The sequence below is a fragment of the Pseudomonas sp. GW822-FHT01E03 genome, from assembly GCF_058802985.1.
This window is the reverse complement of sequence record NZ_JBXAOQ010000005.1, coordinates 192,152-208,763: the sequence shown is the minus strand read 5'-3', so window position 1 is coordinate 208,763 and position 16,612 is coordinate 192,152. Positions and strand designations below refer to the sequence as shown.

The window sequence follows — 16,612 nt, the reverse complement described above, 5'->3', positions numbered from 1 at the left end:
ACTCTCTCCTTTCAGGTGCGCGGACGCGGCTCTTTGGGCATGCCCAGGGCACGCTCGGCGATGATGTTGCGCTGGATTTCGTTGCTGCCGCCGTAGAGGGTGTCGGCGCGGCTGAACAGGTACAGCGACTGCAAACGGGTCAACCGGTAAGGCGCGGCTTCGAGCAATTCCGCCTCGGCGCCGAGAACGTCCATCGCCAACTTGCCGAGGCTGGCGTGCCAGGTCGACCAGAACAGCTTGTAGATGGTCGCCTCTTTGCGCAGCGAACCGTCCTGGCTACCCGAGAGCATGCGCAGCGAGTTGTAGCGCATGATCCGCAACCCGCTCCAGGCCTCGGCCAGGCGCTGACGCAGGATCGGATCGCGGTCGGCGCCATTGGACTTGGCGATGGCGATGATTTCGTTGAGTTCGTTCTGGAACTGCATCTGCTGGCCGAGGGTCGACACACCCCGCTCGAAGCCCAGCAGTGCCATGGCGATCTTCCAGCCTTCGCCCGGCGCGCCAATGATGTTGGTGGCATCGGTGCGGGCATCGTCGAAGAACACTTCGTTGAATTCCGAGGTGCCGGTGAGTTGCTCGATGGGTCGCACGGTTATTTCTGTCTGGGCCATGGGCACCAGCAGGAACGACAGGCCGCGATGGCCGACGCTACCCGGTTCGGTGCGTGCGATGACAAAGCACCAGTCCGATTCGTGGGCCAGGGAGGTCCAGACTTTCTGGCCATTGATGATCCAACTGCCGCTGGCTTCATCCAGCGTTGCGCGGGTCTTGACGTTGGCCAGGTCGGAACCGGCGCCCGGCTCTGAATAGCCCTGGCACCAGAACGACGTACCGCTGACGATCCCCGGCAAAAAACGCTGTTGCTGTTCAGCCGTACCGAACGCGGCGATGGTCGGCCCGGCCAGGCCTTCGCCGATATGCCCCATGCGGCCGGGGCCGCCGGCGCGGGCGTACTCTTCGTTGAAGATTACCTGCTGGGTGATCGACAGGCCGCGCCCGCCATGCTCCGGCGCCCAGCCGACGCAGGTCCAGCCACCCTCGGCGAGTTTGCGTTCCCAGGCTTTGCGCTCCTCGGGAAACATGTGCTCGTCGCCCGGACCACCGCGAAAGCGCAGGGCCTCGAACTCACCGCAAAGGTTGGCGCTCATCCAGTCGGCGACTTCCCGACGGAAGCGTTCGTCCTGCTCGCTGAAACTGATTTTCATGGCTGCTCTCCCAGAATCACCGAAGCAATGCGCTCGCGATGCCAGGCCGGTAGCCCAAGGAAACTCTCGCTGGCGCGGGCGCGCTTGAAGTAGAGGTGCGGGTCGTATTCCCAGGTGAAACCGACACCGCCGTGCAACTGGATCGACTCGGAGGCGCAGGAGAAGTAGGTCTCGGAGCACTGCGCCTTGGCCAGCGCCGCCGCCAGCGGCAGTTCGGCCGCGACCTGCGGATCACCCTGGGGATCGAGGACTTCCTGGGCCACGCACGCGGCGTAATAACTGGCCGAACGGGCGCATTCGACTTGCAGCATCATGTCGGCGGCGCGGTGTTTGAGAGCCTGGAAACTGGCAATCGGGCGACCGAACTGCTGGCGCTCCTGCATGTAGGCCACGCTGAGGTCGAGTACCTGCTGCGCGCCGCCGGTCTGCTCGGCAGCCAGGCCGATGCAGGCCAGTTGCAGGACTCGCTCAAGGTGCGACCAGCCGTTCCCGAGCTCACCCAGCAGGCATTCGGCTTCAAGGTACAGGCCCTTGAGCTGGATCCGCGCCTGGCGCCGGGTCTGGTCCATGGTCGGCAGCATTTGCCGTTCTATACCTGCGGATACGGCGTTCACGGCAAACAGGCTGATGCCCTTTTCGCCAGTGGTTCCGGGTTGCCGTGCAGCAATGATCAACAGATCAGCGCCATGGCCATCGAGCACATGCTTGAGGGTGCCGTCGAGGACGAACCCGTCGCCCTCAGCCACCACCGTTGCCTGGACATCGTCGGCGGACCAGCCGTTGGCACTGCTGAACGCCAGGGTCGCGGTCACGCTGCCATCGGCAATCGACGGCAACCAGCGCTGCTTCTGTTGATCATTGGCCGCCAGCAACAGCGCAGGGGTGGCCATGCAGGCGGTGGCGAAAAATGGCGAGCACAGCAAACGCCGGCCCATCTGTTCCAGCAGGATCGTCAGCTCGACAAAGCCGAGGCCCAGGCCCCCATAGGTTTCGGGGATATGAATGGCCGGCCAGTACATTTCCTGGCACAGACGCTGCCAGAGGGCTTCGTCGAAACCCCGTTCGCTGACCATTGCCGCGCGCACGGCGGCAGAATCCGAGACATCGGCGAGGAAACCCTCGGCCGATGCGCGGATCATTTCCTGTTCGTCGCTGAATGCAAACTCCATCGCGGCGCCTTCTGCTCGTTTGGCGGGGCGCGCGTGGCGCAACACCCCTTTGAGCATGAAGTTTGGCGCCGCCCGGACGCGGCAGAATCGTTAGCCTTGCCTAGTCCGAACGGGCGATGTCAAAGTGCGCCTACGCAAGTGAAAAACATGAATCGGCTAAGGATGCAGAACCATGAGCACTGAGCAAGAGACGACTTTCGACGAGCCACGGCTCAGCAGCACGGAAATCCGCATTCTGGGTTCGTTGATCGAGAAACAGGCCACCAGCCCGGAAACCTATCCCCTGACCCTCAATGCCCTGGTGATTGCCTGCAACCAGAAAACCAGCCGCGAGCCAGTGATGAACCTGACGCCGGGCCAGGTCGGTCAGAGCCTGCGCGCCCTCGAAGGACGCGGCTTCGCCAGACTGGTGATGGGCAGCCGCGCCGACCGCTGGGAACACAAGGTCGACAAGGCCCTGGAACTGGTACCGGCGCAGGTCATCCTGACCGGGCTGATGTTTCTGCGCGGCCCGCAGACCGTCAATGAACTGCTAACCCGCAGCGGCCGCATGCATGAATTCGAAGACACCGAACAGGTGGTGCATCAACTCGAACGCCTGATTGCCCGGGGTCTGGCCGTGCTGATTCCACGTCAGGCCGGCCAGCGCGAAGACCGTTACACCCACGCCCTGGGCGACCCGGCGGATATCGAAGCGATCATGGCGGCACGGCAAAACCCGGCCGAGCGTGGCGGCAGCGGGGTTTCGGTTGAACGGATCGAAGAACTGGAAGCGCGAATTGCGGCGCTGGAAGAAAGACTTGCCCGGCTCGAATAACCTGGATGTTTACCTGACACAACACTCCCACAATGGATCGTGGACCGACGGACATGTGTGATTGACACAACACCTGTAGGAGCGAGCCTGCTCGCGAAAAACGTCCAGACGACGCGCTCATTCAGACAGCACGCGTTATCGTTGACGTCCATCGCGAGCAGGCTCGCTCCTACAGTGGTTTGACGGTGCCTGTGGTTACTCGCCGTCCCAGTAATCCACCCCGTCCGCCTGCCGGGCCACCGCAACAAAGCCCGACGCATGACCCTCGGCATCCACCTTGAAGTCATCCATCACGGCGTATTTACCGGAATCCGGGTATTCACAGATTTCCGGTGATTGCTGGGTGCTGACGGCCAGGTACCGCAACTCGCCGTTACTGGTATTGATGATCTGGTGCGCCTTTTCAGGCCCACCCGGTGGACAGGCGATCACATCACCGGCACGAATTGGAAAACGTTCGGATCCCAGGCGAACCTGCCCTTCCCCGGCCACGACGTAGAACATTTCCTCATTGACCCGATGACTGTGAAACGGACTGCCGCGCATGCCTGGCTCCAGCACATACAGGCGATAACCCAGTTTTTGCGCCCCCAGTTGCTGACCGACACGGGCCAGGCGCTGTTGATAGCGACCGGCGGTTTCACCGGTCGGCGCAAACGCTTCGGGTAGCGGTTCAAGCTCGACCGAATCCAGATTGAGAATGGGGGGATGCATGGACACCTCCTAGCTGCGGGCAAACGCCACGGCCTTCTGGAATTGCTCGTCCGTCGGCCGTACACCGGTATAGAGCACAAATTGCTCCAGTGCCTGGATCGCGATCACTTCCAGCCCGGTGATGACCCGCTTGCCTTCGGCACGGGCACGCACGATCAGCGGTGTTTCCGAGGGTATCGCCACCACATCGAAGACAGTTTCCGCTTTTTCGATCACATCAGCCTCAAAGGCCAGTTGATCGGCCTCCGGTCCTCCCGTCATGCCGATCGGGGTGACGTTGACCAGCATCCGCGGGCGACGCCTCCCCAGCTCGGCCTGCCACTCATACCCCAAAGACTGCGCCAGCGCCTGCCCGGCGCGCTCGTTGCGGGCCACGATCAGGCCGTTTTCATAGCCGCCATCGCGCAAGGCACTCGCCACGGCCTTGGCCATGCCGCCGCTGCCGCGCAAGGCAAAGGTCGAGTCCTTGGGCACCTGGTGTTTTTCCAGCAACTGGGCAACGGCGATGTAGTCGGTGTTGTAGGCCTTGAGATGCCCGTCGGTGTTGACGATGGTGTTGATCGATTGAATGGCGGCGGCAGATGCGTCGAGTTCATCCACCAGGGCAATGCAGGCTTCCTTGAACGGCATCGACACGCCACAACCACGAATCCGCAGGGCGCGAATGCCGGCAACAGCACCCGTCAGGTCCTGGCTGGCAAAGGCCTTGTAGTAAAAATTCAGGCCCAGTTGTTCATACAGATGATTGTGAAAACGCAGGCCAAAGTTCCCGGGGCGTCCTGAAAGGGACATGCACAACTGGGTGTCTTTGTTGGGGTTCATCTGCATGGGCAAGCTCCTTCAAATGCACTTTTCGGATGGACGGGATTAGCCCTCCATCGGGTTCTGATCGATCATGTAAGTGTGTTCGCACGGGCCTACACGGGTCGGTAAGAAAGTCGGTACAGACCTTACACAAAATTTACCTCGCGGCCGTGCTGTTTTTCAGAAAAACGCTGTCTTAGAAGTATCCCCGCGACAATCCTTGGGTCTATTGCAGACACAAGCGCCGGGTTGAAGAACCGAGGTACTATCATGATCCGTAAAGTCCCCACAGTAGCCTTGCTGATCGGCGCCCTCGCTATCGCAGGTCAGGCGCAAGCCGGGCACGGTAATGACGCGGCGGTATTTGGAGCGATCGTCGGTACTGCCATCGTCGGCTCGGCTCTGATCAACGCCAACCGCCCGGTCTATGTCGCGCCGCAACCGGTCTACTACCAGCCCGCGCCGGTTTATTACGCACCACCGCCTCCGGTTTACTACCAACCGGCCCCGGTCTACGTGCAACAACCGATCTACTACCGCCCAGCCCCGGTTTACTACGGACCACCCCGTGGTTACTACGGCCCGCCACGCGGCTACTACGGCCGACATTACGGTCGCTGGTAACAGACTCAACCGGCCCCGCTGAAACAGCGGGGCTTTTTTATATCCAATTGTCGGTCAAGGTCTGGATAAATCTCGCCAAGGTCGCTATCGGGACAGTGTCCGTGGCAGAAACAGGCAAGATGGACTCGACCCGATTTCTGCCCCGCGGCACAAAACGGTCATATTTTTGTCATGTCAGTTCCGCAAGCTCGGTGCTGTCCGTCGAAAACAGGTTCATAACAACAAGGACGACCACATGCCAACGCAAAACCCGCACCGCATCGTCGGTCTGTGCACCTCCAGCAAGGTCTACAACGCACTGACCGAACTCAAGCACCTGGAAGGTCATCGCAGCGCCAAGTTTCTCTCGCTGCTGACGCAAAGCCTGGTGCGCAAGGGCCTGCTCAACGAGCAGGAAGTGGTTCATATGCTCGATCAGGTAGTCAGCTGACCGACCAACGGTCGTTTACCCCCTCTGGCATCAATGACCACTATCGAAAACGTTGATTACCCCTCAAGGTACCCGGACCTTAAAGTAACTCCACAGATTGATGGAGGTACTTCTCATGTCCAAGGTTCAGATCATGTCCGTTATCGGCAGCGCCGTCCCCGCACAGCTCAGAGAGTTGGGCATGCTTGCCTGCTGGTACCTGGTGCAGGACGGCGTACAGATCAGCGGCCCGCTCACTTCGCTGCCCGCCGCCCGTGAGCTGTCGCAACGCATCGGCAGCGGCCAGTCCGGCAGGTTCAGCGCCTAAGGCAGCTGCACCCGCGGTTTGGTTTCGATGAAAATGTCCCAGCTCGACATGAACAGGGCCGCGATCAACGGGCCGATGACAAACCCGTTCAGCCCGAAAATCGCCAGGCCGCCCAGGGTCGAGACCAGGATCATGTAGTCCGGCATCCTGGTGTCCTTGCCCACCAGCAATGGACGGAGCAGGTTGTCCACCAGACCGATCACCAAGACCCCGAACAATACCAGCACCACGCCCTGCCAGATCGCCCCGGTGAGCAGGAAAAACGCCGCCACCGGCACCCAGACTATTCCCGCCCCCACCGCCGGCAGCAACGACAGAAACGCCATCAACACCGCCCAGAGCAACACGCTGGGAACGTCCAGAAACCAGAAAATCAGACCGCCCAGCGCGCCTTGGGTGATGGCCACCAGCAGGTTGCCTTTCACCGTGGCCCGCACCACACGATTGAACTTGAGCTGCAAACGGCGTTTCTGCTGTTCCTGCAACGGCACCGCCGCACGCACCTTGCGCGCCAGTTCCGCACCGTCACGCAGGAAGAAGAACAGCAGGTACAGCATGATGAAAAAGCTGACGATGAACTCGAACGTGCCCTGGCCGAAACTGAACGCCTTAGAGGCCAGCACCTGCCCGCCGGTCATCGCGCTCTTGACGATTTTCTCGCGCAGCCCGTTCAACTCGCCCATGCCGAAGCGATCCAGCAGATGCTGGAAATACGGCGGCAGGCTGTGCTTGAACTGCGACACATACCCGGCAATGTCGAGTTCGCCGCTCTCGACGCTTTTGTAGAGTGACGCGCCCTCCTGAACCAGCAAGGCGCTGATGATGATCACTGGCAGAATCGCAATCACCAGGCAAATGCTCAATGTGCACAGCGACGTGAGGTTGCGTTGCCAGCCGAACTTCACTTGTAGCCGGCCCTGCAGTGGCGCAAAGAGGATGCCCAGGATCACCGCCCAGAACGCCGCGCCGTAAAACGGCAGCAGGATCCAGATGAAGGCAGCGCTCACCAGCACCAGCAACACCGTCAGCGATTTGTCTTGTGGGTTCGTTTCGTTCATGTCCGATCCGTGCCAGCCAGTCAGGACGAAAAACTTTCGCCTTGATGTTTAGTCCGCCACGGCTCGCGCGAGTGCCATCGGTTTGTTGATCAGGCATAGATCCAGGTCAATAAACCCTTGGCACAGGGCATTTACCCTGTGCGGCTTTTGCGACCGACACTGCCATGAACCTCACTGCGCCAGAACTGCTCGCCCCCGCCGGCACCTTGAAAAACATGCGTTACGCCTTCGCCTACGGCGCCGATGCCGTGTACGCCGGCCAGCCGCGCTACAGCCTGCGGGTGCGCAATAACGAGTTCGACCACGCCAACCTGGCCCTCGGCATTCGCGAGGCCCAGGCCCGGGGCAAGCGCTTCTACGTGGTGGTCAACATCGCGCCGCACAACGCCAAGCTCAAGACCTTCCTCAAGGACCTTGAACCGGTGATCGCCATGGCCCCGGATGCGCTTATCATGTCCGACCCCGGCCTGATCATGCTGGTGCGCCGACACTACCCGCAGATGCCGATCCACCTTTCGGTGCAGGCCAATACGGTGAACTGGGCCAGTGTCGAGTTCTGGCAGCAGCAAGGCTTGAGCCGGATCATCCTGTCCCGAGAGCTGTCCCTGGAAGAAATCGCCGAGATCCGCCAGCAAGTGCCGGCCATGGAACTGGAGGTGTTCGTGCACGGCGCGTTGTGCATGGCCTATTCCGGTCGTTGCCTGCTGTCGGGCTACATGAACCGGCGCGACGCCAATCAGGGCAGCTGCACCAACGCCTGCCGCTGGAAATACTCGGCGCAGCCGGCTATGGAAAACCAGCTCGGCGAGATCGTGCAGCAGTATCAGCCGGAACCCACCCTGGGCATCGGCGCGCCCACCGGGCAGGTGTTCCTGTTGCAGGAAGCCAATCGTCCCGGCGAACAGATGCCCGCCTTCGAAGACGAACACGGCACTTACATCATGAACGCCAAGGACCTGCGCGCCGTGCAGCATGTCGAACGCCTGACCCACATGGGCGTGCACTCCCTGAAAATCGAAGGCCGGACCAAATCCCACTTTTATTGCGCGCGCACCACCCAGGTTTATCGCCGGGCCATCGACGATGCGGTGGCGGGCCGGGCCTTCGACCGCGGCCTGATGACCGACCTGGAGTCCCTCGCCCAGCGCGGCTACACCGAAGGTTTTCTACGCCGGCATGTGCATGACGAATACCAGAACTACCAGAACGGCAGCTCGGTGTCGGAGCGCCAGCAGTTTGTCGGTGAACTGACCGGACAGCGGCGGGATCGCCTGGCCGAGGTCAAGGTGAAAAACCGCTTCGGCCTGGGCGATCACATGGAGCTGATGACGCCCAAGGGCAACTTCCACTTCGATCTGCATCAGTTGCAGAACGCCAAGGGTGAAGCGATCGACGTTGCGCCGGGGGATGGGCATACGGTGTATTTGCCGATACCGGATGCGGTGGAGCTGGAGTTTGGGTTGTTGATGCGGGATGTGAGGGGCTGAACATCAGCAACAGTGCCATGTGAACCTGTGGCGAGGGGGCTTGCCCCCACTGGGGTGCGAAGCAGCCCTAAATCCAGAAGACGCGGTTTTTCTGTACAAGTACTTTCGTCGGGATTACGACGGCTTCGCCGCCGATCGGGGGCAAGCCCCCTCGCCACAAACGCTGCCTTACCCCATTTCTACAGCGATCAATGATTACGCAAATTCCTCGCGGAGCATCGCCACAAACGCCTCACGCGCCGGGTGCACCCCGGCGTTTTCGTGCCAGTAAAACAGGTTATCGACGGCGGTCAGCTCGGGGAACTCAAACCCTGCGCACCCTGCACCTTTGGCGTATTGGTCAAAGATCCCCTTAGGCACCAGCGCCACGCCGGCCCCGGCGCTGACGCAACCGACAATCGCGCCATAACTGGCCAGGCTGACAATCGGCAGCGCCTGCCCCTTGCGCAACAACCAATGCTCCAGCGCCGCCCGGTACGGACAGCCCTGGGGCCACATGAACACGGTCTGGTCCTGCAAATCACTGATGTCCCGCAGCGGCCCCAGGGAGGTAGAGGCGATCAGCAGCAGCTCTTCTCGGTACATCGGCGTGCGCTTGAGGTGCGAACGCTCGACATCCACCGCCACGATGGCGCCGTCGAGCTTGTGGTTCAGTGTGTCGTCGAGCAACTGCCCCCAGGAGCCGGTGGTCAGCTCCAGCGCCACCTGCGGGAAACGCTTGTGGAATTTCGCCAGCAGGCGCGGCAATCGCCCGGTGGCCGACGACTCGATGGCTCCGATGCGCAACGGCCCCGAGGGTTCGGCCGAAGGATCGACCGCGCGCTTGGCCTCGGCGGTGAGGGCAAGAATTTTCGAGGCATAGGCCAGGAAGGTTTGCCCCGACGGGCTGATGCGCAGCCCTCGACCCTCACGCAGAAACAGCGCGACACCCAGTTCGGCCTCCAGGGCCTTGATCCGGGCCGTGATGTTCGACGGCACGCAATGCAACAGCTCGGCCGCGCGGGCGATGCTGCCGACATCGGCCACGGTCTTGAACATGCGAATCTGAGCCAGCTCCATACATCACCCACAGTGAACGATTAGCGCATTATAAGTCAGTTGTGGCGAACGATCCGCTTTCTGATACTCGGTGCATCCACCCACAGGTGCACGACCATGACGCCGCTCACACCCTCCCCCGTTTCACCCTGGAAAATCATTCTGGCCATGGCGTTTGTCGTGGCGTGCTGGGGCTACTCCCCGACCGGCATCCATATCGGCTTGCAGGCCTATGACCCGGTGCACCTGGCGCTCCTGCGCTTCCTGCTCGCCTCTGTGTTCATGGCCGTGGTCGCGATGTTCAAGGGCATTCGCCTGCCGAGCCTGCGGGATCTGCCCCTGATGTTCGGCCTGGGCTTCTTTGCCGTGAGCCTGCACCACGTGGCGATCAACTTCGGACAACAGGGTGTCAGCGCCGGCGCTTCGAGCGTCCTGGCCCAGACCACGCCGCTGTTCAGCACGCTGATCGCGCGCTTCGTGTTCAAGGATCAGGTGAGCCTGTGGCGCTGGGGTTGTGTGCTGCTCGGGTTGTTTGGCGTGATGATTGTGGTAGCAGGCGATCATGGCTTGGGCAGTATTGATGCCCACGGCTTGTTGATCCTGCTGGCGGCGGTGTCCTGGAGTCTCTACTTTGCCCTGCAAAAGCATCACACCGGGCGATACGACGGGCTGACGCTGGTGTGTTACACGGTGTGGTCCGGGACGGTGCTGTTGCTGGTCTACTTGCCCGGTCTGGCGGATCAAGTCGCCCAGGCGCCGCTGCGCGTGCAGTTTGCGGTGATTGCCCTGGGGATATTCCCCAGTGCCCTGGCGTACCTGGCCTGGGCTTATGTGCTGGCGCATGTCGATTTGAGCCGGGCGACGATGACGCTGTATTTGACGCCGCCGACGGCGATGGTGATTGCGTCCTATGCGCTGGGTGAGCGGCCGACATTGATGATCGTGGTCGGCGGGCTGGTGGTGTTGGCAAGTGTGCTGGCGTTGAATCTGGAGCGGCGGGTTGTGGTTGTTCAAACTGTCAGGGTCTGACTCAGGTTTTTCGCTGTCAGGTCTGGCGCTATCGCGAGCAAGCTCGCTCCCACAGGGGAAATGCGGTGCTCACACAATCGGTGTGGGAGCGTGGCTTGCCCGCGATGAACGATGACGCGGTATCACTGACCATCAGCTGGGCGAAAACCGGTCGCGACTGTTGCTCAGGTGCAGCCACATCGCCGCCCGCGCCGCGTCCGGGTCCTGGCGTTTGATGGCGTTGAGAATCGCCTCGTGCTCCAGGTTGGCCAACTGACCGAGCTTGCTCAAGTCCACCGCACCACGCTCGGCTGCATTGACACGGGTGCGCGGGATCATCGCACTGCCCAGGTGCTGCATGATTTCAGTGAAGCAGACGTTACCGGTGGCTTCGGCGATCAGCAGATGAAAACGCCGGTCCGCCTCGACACAGCTGTCGTTGTTGGCCAGCAGGTTTTGATAGTCGTCCAGCGCTTCACGCATCTGCGCCAGTTGCAGATCGGTGCGGCGAGTTGCCGCCAGCGCCGCCGCCTGGGTTTCCAGACCCATGCGCAACTCCAGAATACTGCGCACCCCCAACGCCGTATCGACATTCAGCCGCAGCCCCTGCTCCGGAGCGCGCTCGATCACAAACGTGCCAATCCCATGCCGGGTTTCCACCAGCCCCGAGGCCTGCAACTTCGAGATCGCCTCGCGCACCACCGTGCGACTGACCCCGTGCTCCTGAACGATGGTGTTTTCCGACGGCAGCTTGTCGCCGGGCAACATCTGGCCGAGCAGGATGCGCTGGGTCAGTTTCTCCACCAGATCATGGGCCAGGTTGTGGCTGCGCTTGCGGGCAGGTGCTTCGAGGTCTTCTTGCATGGGCGTGTCCGAAATCAGGGCTATCGAATCGTAGCACCGCGCCGGACGGGAATTCCGAAAAATCTCGCTCAACTTGTATGACAACACTCAACAAAAGCCCATATTTAATCGCTTAAAAGGCCACTCAACACCACCAACAGAATTAAAAACCTCTGAATTGTCGCCATTTCATTGGACAAGCATGGTTGCAACTTCAAAAAACCTAGTTGTATGATGTCTAGCAACAACGCAGCACCCAGCTTCACCCCGCATAAAAATAACGAGTGGGAGAAAACGCAGTGAATACATCCATCTCCGGGATGCACGACGACGCCAGTTCAGCGCTGAAGTCCGCCATCGCCAAAGTCAAAAGACACGTCTTGCCGCTGTTCGTCATCATGTTCATCGTCAATTACATTGATCGCGTGAACATCGGTTTCGTCCGCTCCCACATGGAGCACGACCTGGGCATTGGCGCGGCCGCCTACGGCCTGGGTGCCGGTCTGTTCTTCATCGGTTATGCACTGTTCGAGGTGCCCTCCAACATCCTTCTGCAGAAAGTCGGCGCACGCATCTGGCTGACCCGGATCATGCTGACCTGGGGTCTGGTCGCCGCAGGCATGGCGTTCATCCAGAACGAAACCCACTTCTACATCCTGCGTTTTCTGCTGGGCGTGGCCGAAGCCGGGTTCTTTCCCGGGGTGATCTACTACTTCACCCGCTGGTTGCCCGGCGTGGAGCGAGGCAAGGCGATTGCCATCTTCCTCAGTGGCTCGGCGGTCGCGTCGCTGATCTCAGGCCCCCTGTCCGGTTTGCTCCTGCAAATCGAAGGGCTGGGCCTGCACGGCTGGCAGTGGATGTACTTCATCGAGGGCATGTTTTCGGTGGGATTGTGCGTGTTCGTCTGGTTCTGGCTGGACTCCAGGCCCCACGACGCCAAATGGCTGAGCCGCGAAGAGCAGGACGCACTGGTCAAGGCCATCGACGATGAACAACTGGCCCGGGAAGCCGCCACGCCCATCAAGCCGTCGCTGGGCAAACTGCTCAAGGATCGCCAGATCATCCTGTTCTGCCTGATCTACTTCTTTATCCAGCTGACCATCTACGCCGCGACCTTCTGGCTGCCGAGCATCATCAAGAAGATGGGCGATCTGAGCGATGTCCAGGTCGGGCTGTTCAACTCGATTCCGTGGTTGCTGTCGATTGTCGGCATGTACGCCTTCGCTTCCTTGTCGGCCAAATGGAAACACCAGCAAGCCTGGGTCGCCACTGCCCTGCTGATCGCCGCGGCCGGGATGTTCATGTCCACCACCGGCGGGCCGGTCTTCGCCTTTGTCGCCATCTGCTTTGCAGCACTGGGCTTCAAATCCGCCTCGTCGCTGTTCTGGCCGATTCCCCAGGCCTATCTGGATGCGCGCATTGCCGCTGGCGTCATCGCGTTGATCAACTCGGTGGGCAACCTCGGCGGCTTCGTTGCGCCGACCACTTTCGGCCTGCTGGAAGAACGCACCGGTTCCATTCAGGGCGGGCTGTACGGCCTGGCCGCGACTTCGATCATCGCCGCCCTCATCGTGTTTGCTGCCCGCAACACACCAAAACCCGCACCTGCCGTGGCGCTGGGCAAACCCGCTCCCGACCACGCCTGAATTCTGCTTTTTAAGGATTGGAAAATGAACCCACAAGACACCGCAAAAGCCCCGGTCATCACCAGCATGCAAGTGGTTCCCGTCGCCGGCCACGATGGCATGCTGCTCAACCTGAGCGGCGCCCACGGCCCGTTTTTCACCCGCAACATCGTGATCCTCAAGGACAACGCCGGCCACACCGGCGTTGGCGAAGTGCCGGGGGGCGAGCGCATTCGCCAGACCCTCGAAGACGCGCGCAGCCTGGTGGTCGGCAGCCCGATTGGCACTTATCAGAAAATCCTTAATCAGGTACGCCAGACCTTCGCCGACCGCGATGCCGGTGGCCGCGGTTTGCAGACCTTCGATCTGCGCATCACCATTCACGCCGTCACCGGCCTGGAAGCCGCATTGCTCGATTTGCTCGGTCAGCACCTGGACGTACCGGTGGCCGCCCTGCTCGGCGAAGGCCAGCAGCGCGATGAAGTGAAGATGCTCGGCTATCTGTTTTACGTCGGTGATCGCAACGAAACCGACCTCGCCTACCGCTGCGAACCGGACGCCGACAACGACTGGTTCCGCGTGCGGCACGAGAAAGCCATGACCGCCGATGCGGTGGTCCGCCTGGCCGAGGCGGCTCACGCGCGTTATGGCTTCAAGGACTTCAAGCTCAAGGGCGGCGTGCTCAGCGGCGACGCCGAAATCGAAGCGGTCACGGCCCTCGCCGAACGCTTCCCCGATGCGCGCATCACCCTCGACCCGAATGGCGCCTGGTCACTGAAAGAAGCCATCCGCCTGTGCCGCGATCAGCACCGCGTGCTGGCCTACGCCGAAGACCCGTGCGGGGCAGAAAACGGTTACTCGGGGCGAGAAGTCATGGCCGAATTCCGTCGCGCCACGGGTTTGAAAACCGCGACCAACATGATCGCCACCGATTGGCGGGAGATGGGCCATGCGATCCAGTTGCAGTCGGTCGATATTCCCCTGGCCGACCCGCACTTCTGGACGATGCAGGGTTCGGTGCGCGTGGCGCAGATGTGCCACGAATGGGGCCTGACCTGGGGTTCGCACTCTAACAACCACTTCGACATTTCCCTGGCGATGTTCACCCATGTCGCGGCAGCGGCGCCGGGCGAGATCACCGCCATCGACACCCACTGGATCTGGCAGGATGGCCAGCGCCTGACCAAGGCCCCGCTGCAAATCGTCGACGGCTGCGTGCAGGTGCCGCAGAAACCGGGGCTGGGGGTCGAGCTGGATATGGATCAGGTCGCCAAGGCTCACGAGCTGTACAAAGGCATGGGCCTGGGGGCGCGGGATGACAGCGTGGCGATGCAGTTCCTGATTCCCGGCTGGAAGTTCGACAACAAGCGGCCTTGCCTGGTGCGTTGAATCGCCAAGCGCGTTGAATCAAGGGTTGCGTGTGGCCGCCTGATGGCGGCCGATTATAAAAAGCGCTCGGAGCATGGCGCTTGAGCCCCTAAAATGACGCGCAACTGAATCAACGACGGATGAAACCAATATGGACAGGCTGAAAACCATCGCCGCTGGCATGGCGATATTCGCCGCGGGCCAGTGCGTTGCACAGGATCAAGTCGAGACAGTGGTGAACGCCGCTGTACAACCGGTAATGCAAGCCGAGGGTATCCACGGCATGGCCGTGGCGGTCACCGTCAACGGCCAGGCGCATTACTTCAACTATGGCGTCGCCTCGATAGAAACCGGCAATCCCGTCACACAGGACACCCTGTTCGAAATCGGCTCAGTCAGCAAAACCTTCACCGCCACCCTCGCCGCCTACGCCCAAGCCACTGGCAAGCTGTCCCTGACCGACAAGGCCAGCCAGGTCCTGCCGGCCTTGCGCGGCAGTGCTTTCGACCACATCAGTGTGCTGCAACTGGGCACCTACAGCGCTGGCGGTTTACCCCTGCAATTTCCTGCTGAATCTGATTCGGCCGACAAAATGCTCGGCTACTACAAACAATGGAAACCGCTCTACGCCCCCGGCAGCCACCGACTGTATTCGAACCCCAGCCTGGGCCTGTTCGGCTACCTCGCCGCCCACAGCATGGGCCAGCCGTTTGATGACCTGATGGAGAAGACCCTGCTGCCAAAACTCGGCTTGCAGCACACCTATGTGCATGTGCCGCAGGATCAGATGGCGCTCTACGCCCAAGGCTACAACAAGGACGGCAAACCGGTACGGGTGGGTCCGGGCGCGCTGGATTCCGAGGCGTATGGGGTGAAGACCAGCGCCGCAGACTTGCTGAGCTATGTCGGCGCGAACATGAAACCGGCGTCCCTGGAAAAGCCGTTGCAGCAAGCCATCGCCTTGACTCACAGCGGCTACTACACCGTAGGCGATTTGACCCAGGGCCTGGGCTGGGAGATGTATCGATACCCGATCACACTGGATCGCTTGCTGGACGGCAACTCCACGCCAATGGCCATGCAAGCCCATGAAGTCCAGTGGCTGAACCCGCCGCAGGCGCAGCCGGAAAACGTGCTGATCAACAAGACAGGTTCAACCGGTGGCTTTGGTGCTTATGTGGCGTACGTGCCTTCGAAGGACATCGGCATCGTGATGCTGGCCAACAAGAATTATCCCAATGCGCAGCGGGTCAGGATCGCCCATCAGATACTGAGTGCCCTTGCCCGATAGTTGCTGATCCATCTGTGGGAGCGAGCTTGCTCCGGGCGGCGCTCCGAGGATGGAGGTCTGACATTCAACATTTGTATCGACTGTTACGACGCTATCGCGAGCAAGCTCGCTCCCGCAGCAAAGCCTGCCATTGTCGCCAGATAGAGGATCAATCATCCGGCATTTCAGGCGGCTTGGCGGGTTTAGCCGGTTTGCCAGGTTTTGTACCTTTGGCGCCTTTTGCCGCCGGCTCGGCTTCAGTGACGGGAGCGGCCACGGTCGCGGTAAATTCTTTCTCGGCCGCCGGCAGCTGATCGACAGCGCTGAAAACATCTTCCAGCTTGATGGCGTCCGATTGTTCAAGTTTCTTTTCGCCGTCCTTGCCCACCAGAATCACCTTGGTCTTGGCGCCGGCCCCCAGCTTGAGCGAGCGGATCAGCGCCGCCGTGTCCTGCGGCCCGAGGTCCTTGCCGTCGCGTTGGCCCATCAGGTTGAGTACGGTGTAGAGCACCATGTTGCGGTCGGTGAAGCCCTTGCGGTTGGCCGGCTCATCCAGCGACTTTTTCAGGCTGACCCAGCTCGGATCAACCGTGCTCGGAGCGATGACGATCAGTGGCCGGGCCCTGCCCTTGTCCATGTCCAGCGGTGAGTCGCCATCGGCGGCGAACGAGGTGCCGGCAATCGCCAGCAAAGTAGCCAGAGTCAGTGACCTGATGAGCATGCGCATCTCCTTTTGATATTCACGCTCTAATGATTGCGCATCGCGGCGATCGTTCCGGGTGACATACCGCAAATATTGTTCGCCTTGCCCCAAGCTTAGGTCAGGGCGGTCATTGCGCAACAGA

At 61.1% G+C, this 16,612-nt stretch carries 17 protein-coding genes; 9 read left to right on the top strand and 8 right to left on the bottom strand.

What is annotated here, in order from left to right; genetic code table 11:
* Positions 1 to 11: 11 nt before the first annotated feature.
* Entirely contained in the window at positions 12 to 1,205 is a 1,194-nt protein-coding gene (locus AC1RP7_RS12230) for an acyl-CoA dehydrogenase family protein (protein WP_429522274.1), read from the bottom strand.
* Complete coding sequence (locus AC1RP7_RS12225) at positions 1,202 to 2,374, bottom strand: acyl-CoA dehydrogenase family protein (RefSeq protein ID WP_349735458.1); 1,173 nt, start codon at positions 2,372 to 2,374, stop codon at positions 1,202 to 1,204. The genes AC1RP7_RS12230 and AC1RP7_RS12225 overlap by 4 nt, the downstream gene beginning before the upstream one ends.
* A 172-nt stretch (positions 2,375 to 2,546) precedes the next feature.
* Here AC1RP7_RS12225 and AC1RP7_RS12220 point away from each other — a divergent pair, with 172 nt between their 5' ends.
* A complete protein-coding gene (locus AC1RP7_RS12220; RefSeq protein WP_057714038.1) occupies positions 2,547 to 3,191 on the top strand; it encodes a YceH family protein in 645 nt (214 codons plus the stop codon).
* Positions 3,192 to 3,386: 195 nt separating this feature from the next.
* On the opposite strand, the gene AC1RP7_RS12215 is transcribed toward AC1RP7_RS12220, so the two are convergent.
* Positions 3,387 to 3,905, bottom strand: a complete 519-nt coding sequence (locus tag AC1RP7_RS12215) for a cupin domain-containing protein (protein WP_493180726.1) — start codon at positions 3,903 to 3,905, stop codon at positions 3,387 to 3,389.
* 9 nt (positions 3,906 to 3,914) lie between these two features.
* Entirely contained in the window at positions 3,915 to 4,733 is an 819-nt protein-coding gene (locus AC1RP7_RS12210) for a shikimate 5-dehydrogenase (protein WP_493180725.1), read from the bottom strand.
* 246 nt (positions 4,734 to 4,979) lie between these two features.
* Here AC1RP7_RS12210 and AC1RP7_RS12205 point away from each other — a divergent pair, with 246 nt between their 5' ends.
* The 3 genes from AC1RP7_RS12205 (at position 4,980) to AC1RP7_RS12195 (ending at position 6,070) form a co-directional block, all read left to right on the top strand.
* Positions 4,980 to 5,333: a hypothetical protein gene (locus AC1RP7_RS12205; protein WP_150814223.1), complete on the top strand. Its 354-nt coding sequence runs from the start codon at positions 4,980 to 4,982 to the stop codon at positions 5,331 to 5,333.
* Between the two features lie 235 nt (positions 5,334 to 5,568).
* On the top strand, positions 5,569 to 5,763 hold the full coding sequence (locus AC1RP7_RS12200) for a hypothetical protein (RefSeq protein WP_008052996.1): 195 nt from the start codon (positions 5,569 to 5,571) through the stop codon (positions 5,761 to 5,763).
* Positions 5,764 to 5,878: 115 nt separating this feature from the next.
* Positions 5,879 to 6,070: a hypothetical protein gene (locus AC1RP7_RS12195; RefSeq protein WP_057714034.1), complete on the top strand. Its 192-nt coding sequence runs from the start codon at positions 5,879 to 5,881 to the stop codon at positions 6,068 to 6,070.
* Here the strand turns inward: AC1RP7_RS12195 and AC1RP7_RS12190 are convergent.
* Complete coding sequence (locus AC1RP7_RS12190) at positions 6,067 to 7,128, bottom strand: AI-2E family transporter (protein ID WP_057714033.1); 1,062 nt, start codon at positions 7,126 to 7,128, stop codon at positions 6,067 to 6,069. The genes AC1RP7_RS12195 and AC1RP7_RS12190 overlap by 4 nt on opposite strands.
* Positions 7,129 to 7,292: 164 nt before the next feature.
* On the opposite strand from AC1RP7_RS12190, the gene trhP reads away from it, so the two are divergent.
* Positions 7,293 to 8,615 carry a prephenate-dependent tRNA uridine(34) hydroxylase TrhP gene (gene trhP / locus AC1RP7_RS12185; RefSeq protein ID WP_493180724.1) on the top strand — a complete coding sequence of 441 codons (1,323 nt, stop codon included), beginning with the start codon at positions 7,293 to 7,295 and terminating at the stop codon, positions 8,613 to 8,615.
* 195 nt (positions 8,616 to 8,810) lie between these two features.
* On the opposite strand, the gene AC1RP7_RS12180 is transcribed toward trhP, so the two are convergent.
* A complete protein-coding gene (locus tag AC1RP7_RS12180; RefSeq protein ID WP_150814226.1) occupies positions 8,811 to 9,674 on the bottom strand; it encodes a LysR family transcriptional regulator in 864 nt (287 codons plus the stop codon).
* Positions 9,675 to 9,770: 96 nt separating this feature from the next.
* Between AC1RP7_RS12180 and AC1RP7_RS12175 the strand changes: the two genes are divergently transcribed.
* Positions 9,771 to 10,682: a DMT family transporter gene (locus AC1RP7_RS12175; protein WP_493180723.1), complete on the top strand. Its 912-nt coding sequence runs from the start codon at positions 9,771 to 9,773 to the stop codon at positions 10,680 to 10,682.
* Between the two features lie 132 nt (positions 10,683 to 10,814).
* Here the strand turns inward: AC1RP7_RS12175 and AC1RP7_RS12170 are convergent, their stop codons facing one another.
* Positions 10,815 to 11,525 carry a FadR/GntR family transcriptional regulator gene (locus AC1RP7_RS12170; protein WP_407515713.1) on the bottom strand — a complete coding sequence of 237 codons (711 nt, stop codon included), beginning with the start codon at positions 11,523 to 11,525 and terminating at the stop codon, positions 10,815 to 10,817.
* Between the two features lie 278 nt (positions 11,526 to 11,803).
* On the opposite strand from AC1RP7_RS12170, the gene AC1RP7_RS12165 reads away from it, so the two are divergent.
* The 3 genes from AC1RP7_RS12165 to ampC all read left to right on the top strand — a co-directional run bounded on the left by AC1RP7_RS12165 (position 11,804) and on the right by ampC (position 15,788).
* Positions 11,804 to 13,150, top strand: coding sequence for an MFS transporter (locus AC1RP7_RS12165; protein ID WP_493180722.1), 1,347 nt, complete (start codon positions 11,804 to 11,806; stop codon positions 13,148 to 13,150).
* 24 nt (positions 13,151 to 13,174) lie between these two features.
* On the top strand, positions 13,175 to 14,518 hold the full coding sequence (gene gudD, locus AC1RP7_RS12160; protein ID WP_493180721.1) for a glucarate dehydratase: 1,344 nt from the start codon (positions 13,175 to 13,177) through the stop codon (positions 14,516 to 14,518).
* 160 nt (positions 14,519 to 14,678) lie between these two features.
* A complete protein-coding gene (gene ampC / locus AC1RP7_RS12155) occupies positions 14,679 to 15,788 on the top strand; it encodes a class C beta-lactamase (protein ID WP_493181009.1) in 1,110 nt (369 codons plus the stop codon).
* Positions 15,789 to 15,936: 148 nt separating this feature from the next.
* On the opposite strand, the gene AC1RP7_RS12150 is transcribed toward ampC, so the two are convergent.
* On the bottom strand, positions 15,937 to 16,488 hold the full coding sequence (locus AC1RP7_RS12150) for a DUF4174 domain-containing protein (protein WP_493180720.1): 552 nt from the start codon (positions 16,486 to 16,488) through the stop codon (positions 15,937 to 15,939).
* Between the last annotated feature and the right edge of the window lie 124 nt (positions 16,489 to 16,612).

Coding starts and splice junctions, on each gene's coding strand:
- AC1RP7_RS12200 (WP_008052996.1), top strand. CDS start 5,569: ATGCCAACGCAAAACCCGCACCGCATCGTCGGTCTGTGCACCTCCAGC.
- AC1RP7_RS12205 (WP_150814223.1), top strand. CDS start 4,980: ATGATCCGTAAAGTCCCCACAGTAGCCTTGCTGATCGGCGCCCTCGCT.
- gudD (WP_493180721.1), top strand. CDS start 13,175: ATGAACCCACAAGACACCGCAAAAGCCCCGGTCATCACCAGCATGCAA.
- AC1RP7_RS12220 (WP_057714038.1), top strand. CDS start 2,547: ATGAGCACTGAGCAAGAGACGACTTTCGACGAGCCACGGCTCAGCAGC.
- ampC (WP_493181009.1), top strand. CDS start 14,679: ATGGCGATATTCGCCGCGGGCCAGTGCGTTGCACAGGATCAAGTCGAG.
- AC1RP7_RS12225 (WP_349735458.1), bottom strand. CDS start 2,374: ATGGAGTTTGCATTCAGCGACGAACAGGAAATGATCCGCGCATCGGCC.
- trhP (WP_493180724.1), top strand. CDS start 7,293: ATGAACCTCACTGCGCCAGAACTGCTCGCCCCCGCCGGCACCTTGAAA.
- AC1RP7_RS12230 (WP_429522274.1), bottom strand. CDS start 1,205: ATGAAAATCAGTTTCAGCGAGCAGGACGAACGCTTCCGTCGGGAAGTC.
- AC1RP7_RS12190 (WP_057714033.1), bottom strand. CDS start 7,128: ATGAACGAAACGAACCCACAAGACAAATCGCTGACGGTGTTGCTGGTG.
- AC1RP7_RS12180 (WP_150814226.1), bottom strand. CDS start 9,674: ATGGAGCTGGCTCAGATTCGCATGTTCAAGACCGTGGCCGATGTCGGC.
- AC1RP7_RS12150 (WP_493180720.1), bottom strand. CDS start 16,488: ATGCTCATCAGGTCACTGACTCTGGCTACTTTGCTGGCGATTGCCGGC.
- AC1RP7_RS12210 (WP_493180725.1), bottom strand. CDS start 4,733: ATGCAGATGAACCCCAACAAAGACACCCAGTTGTGCATGTCCCTTTCA.
- AC1RP7_RS12215 (WP_493180726.1), bottom strand. CDS start 3,905: ATGCATCCCCCCATTCTCAATCTGGATTCGGTCGAGCTTGAACCGCTA.
- AC1RP7_RS12170 (WP_407515713.1), bottom strand. CDS start 11,525: ATGCAAGAAGACCTCGAAGCACCTGCCCGCAAGCGCAGCCACAACCTG.
- AC1RP7_RS12195 (WP_057714034.1), top strand. CDS start 5,879: ATGTCCAAGGTTCAGATCATGTCCGTTATCGGCAGCGCCGTCCCCGCA.
- AC1RP7_RS12175 (WP_493180723.1), top strand. CDS start 9,771: ATGACGCCGCTCACACCCTCCCCCGTTTCACCCTGGAAAATCATTCTG.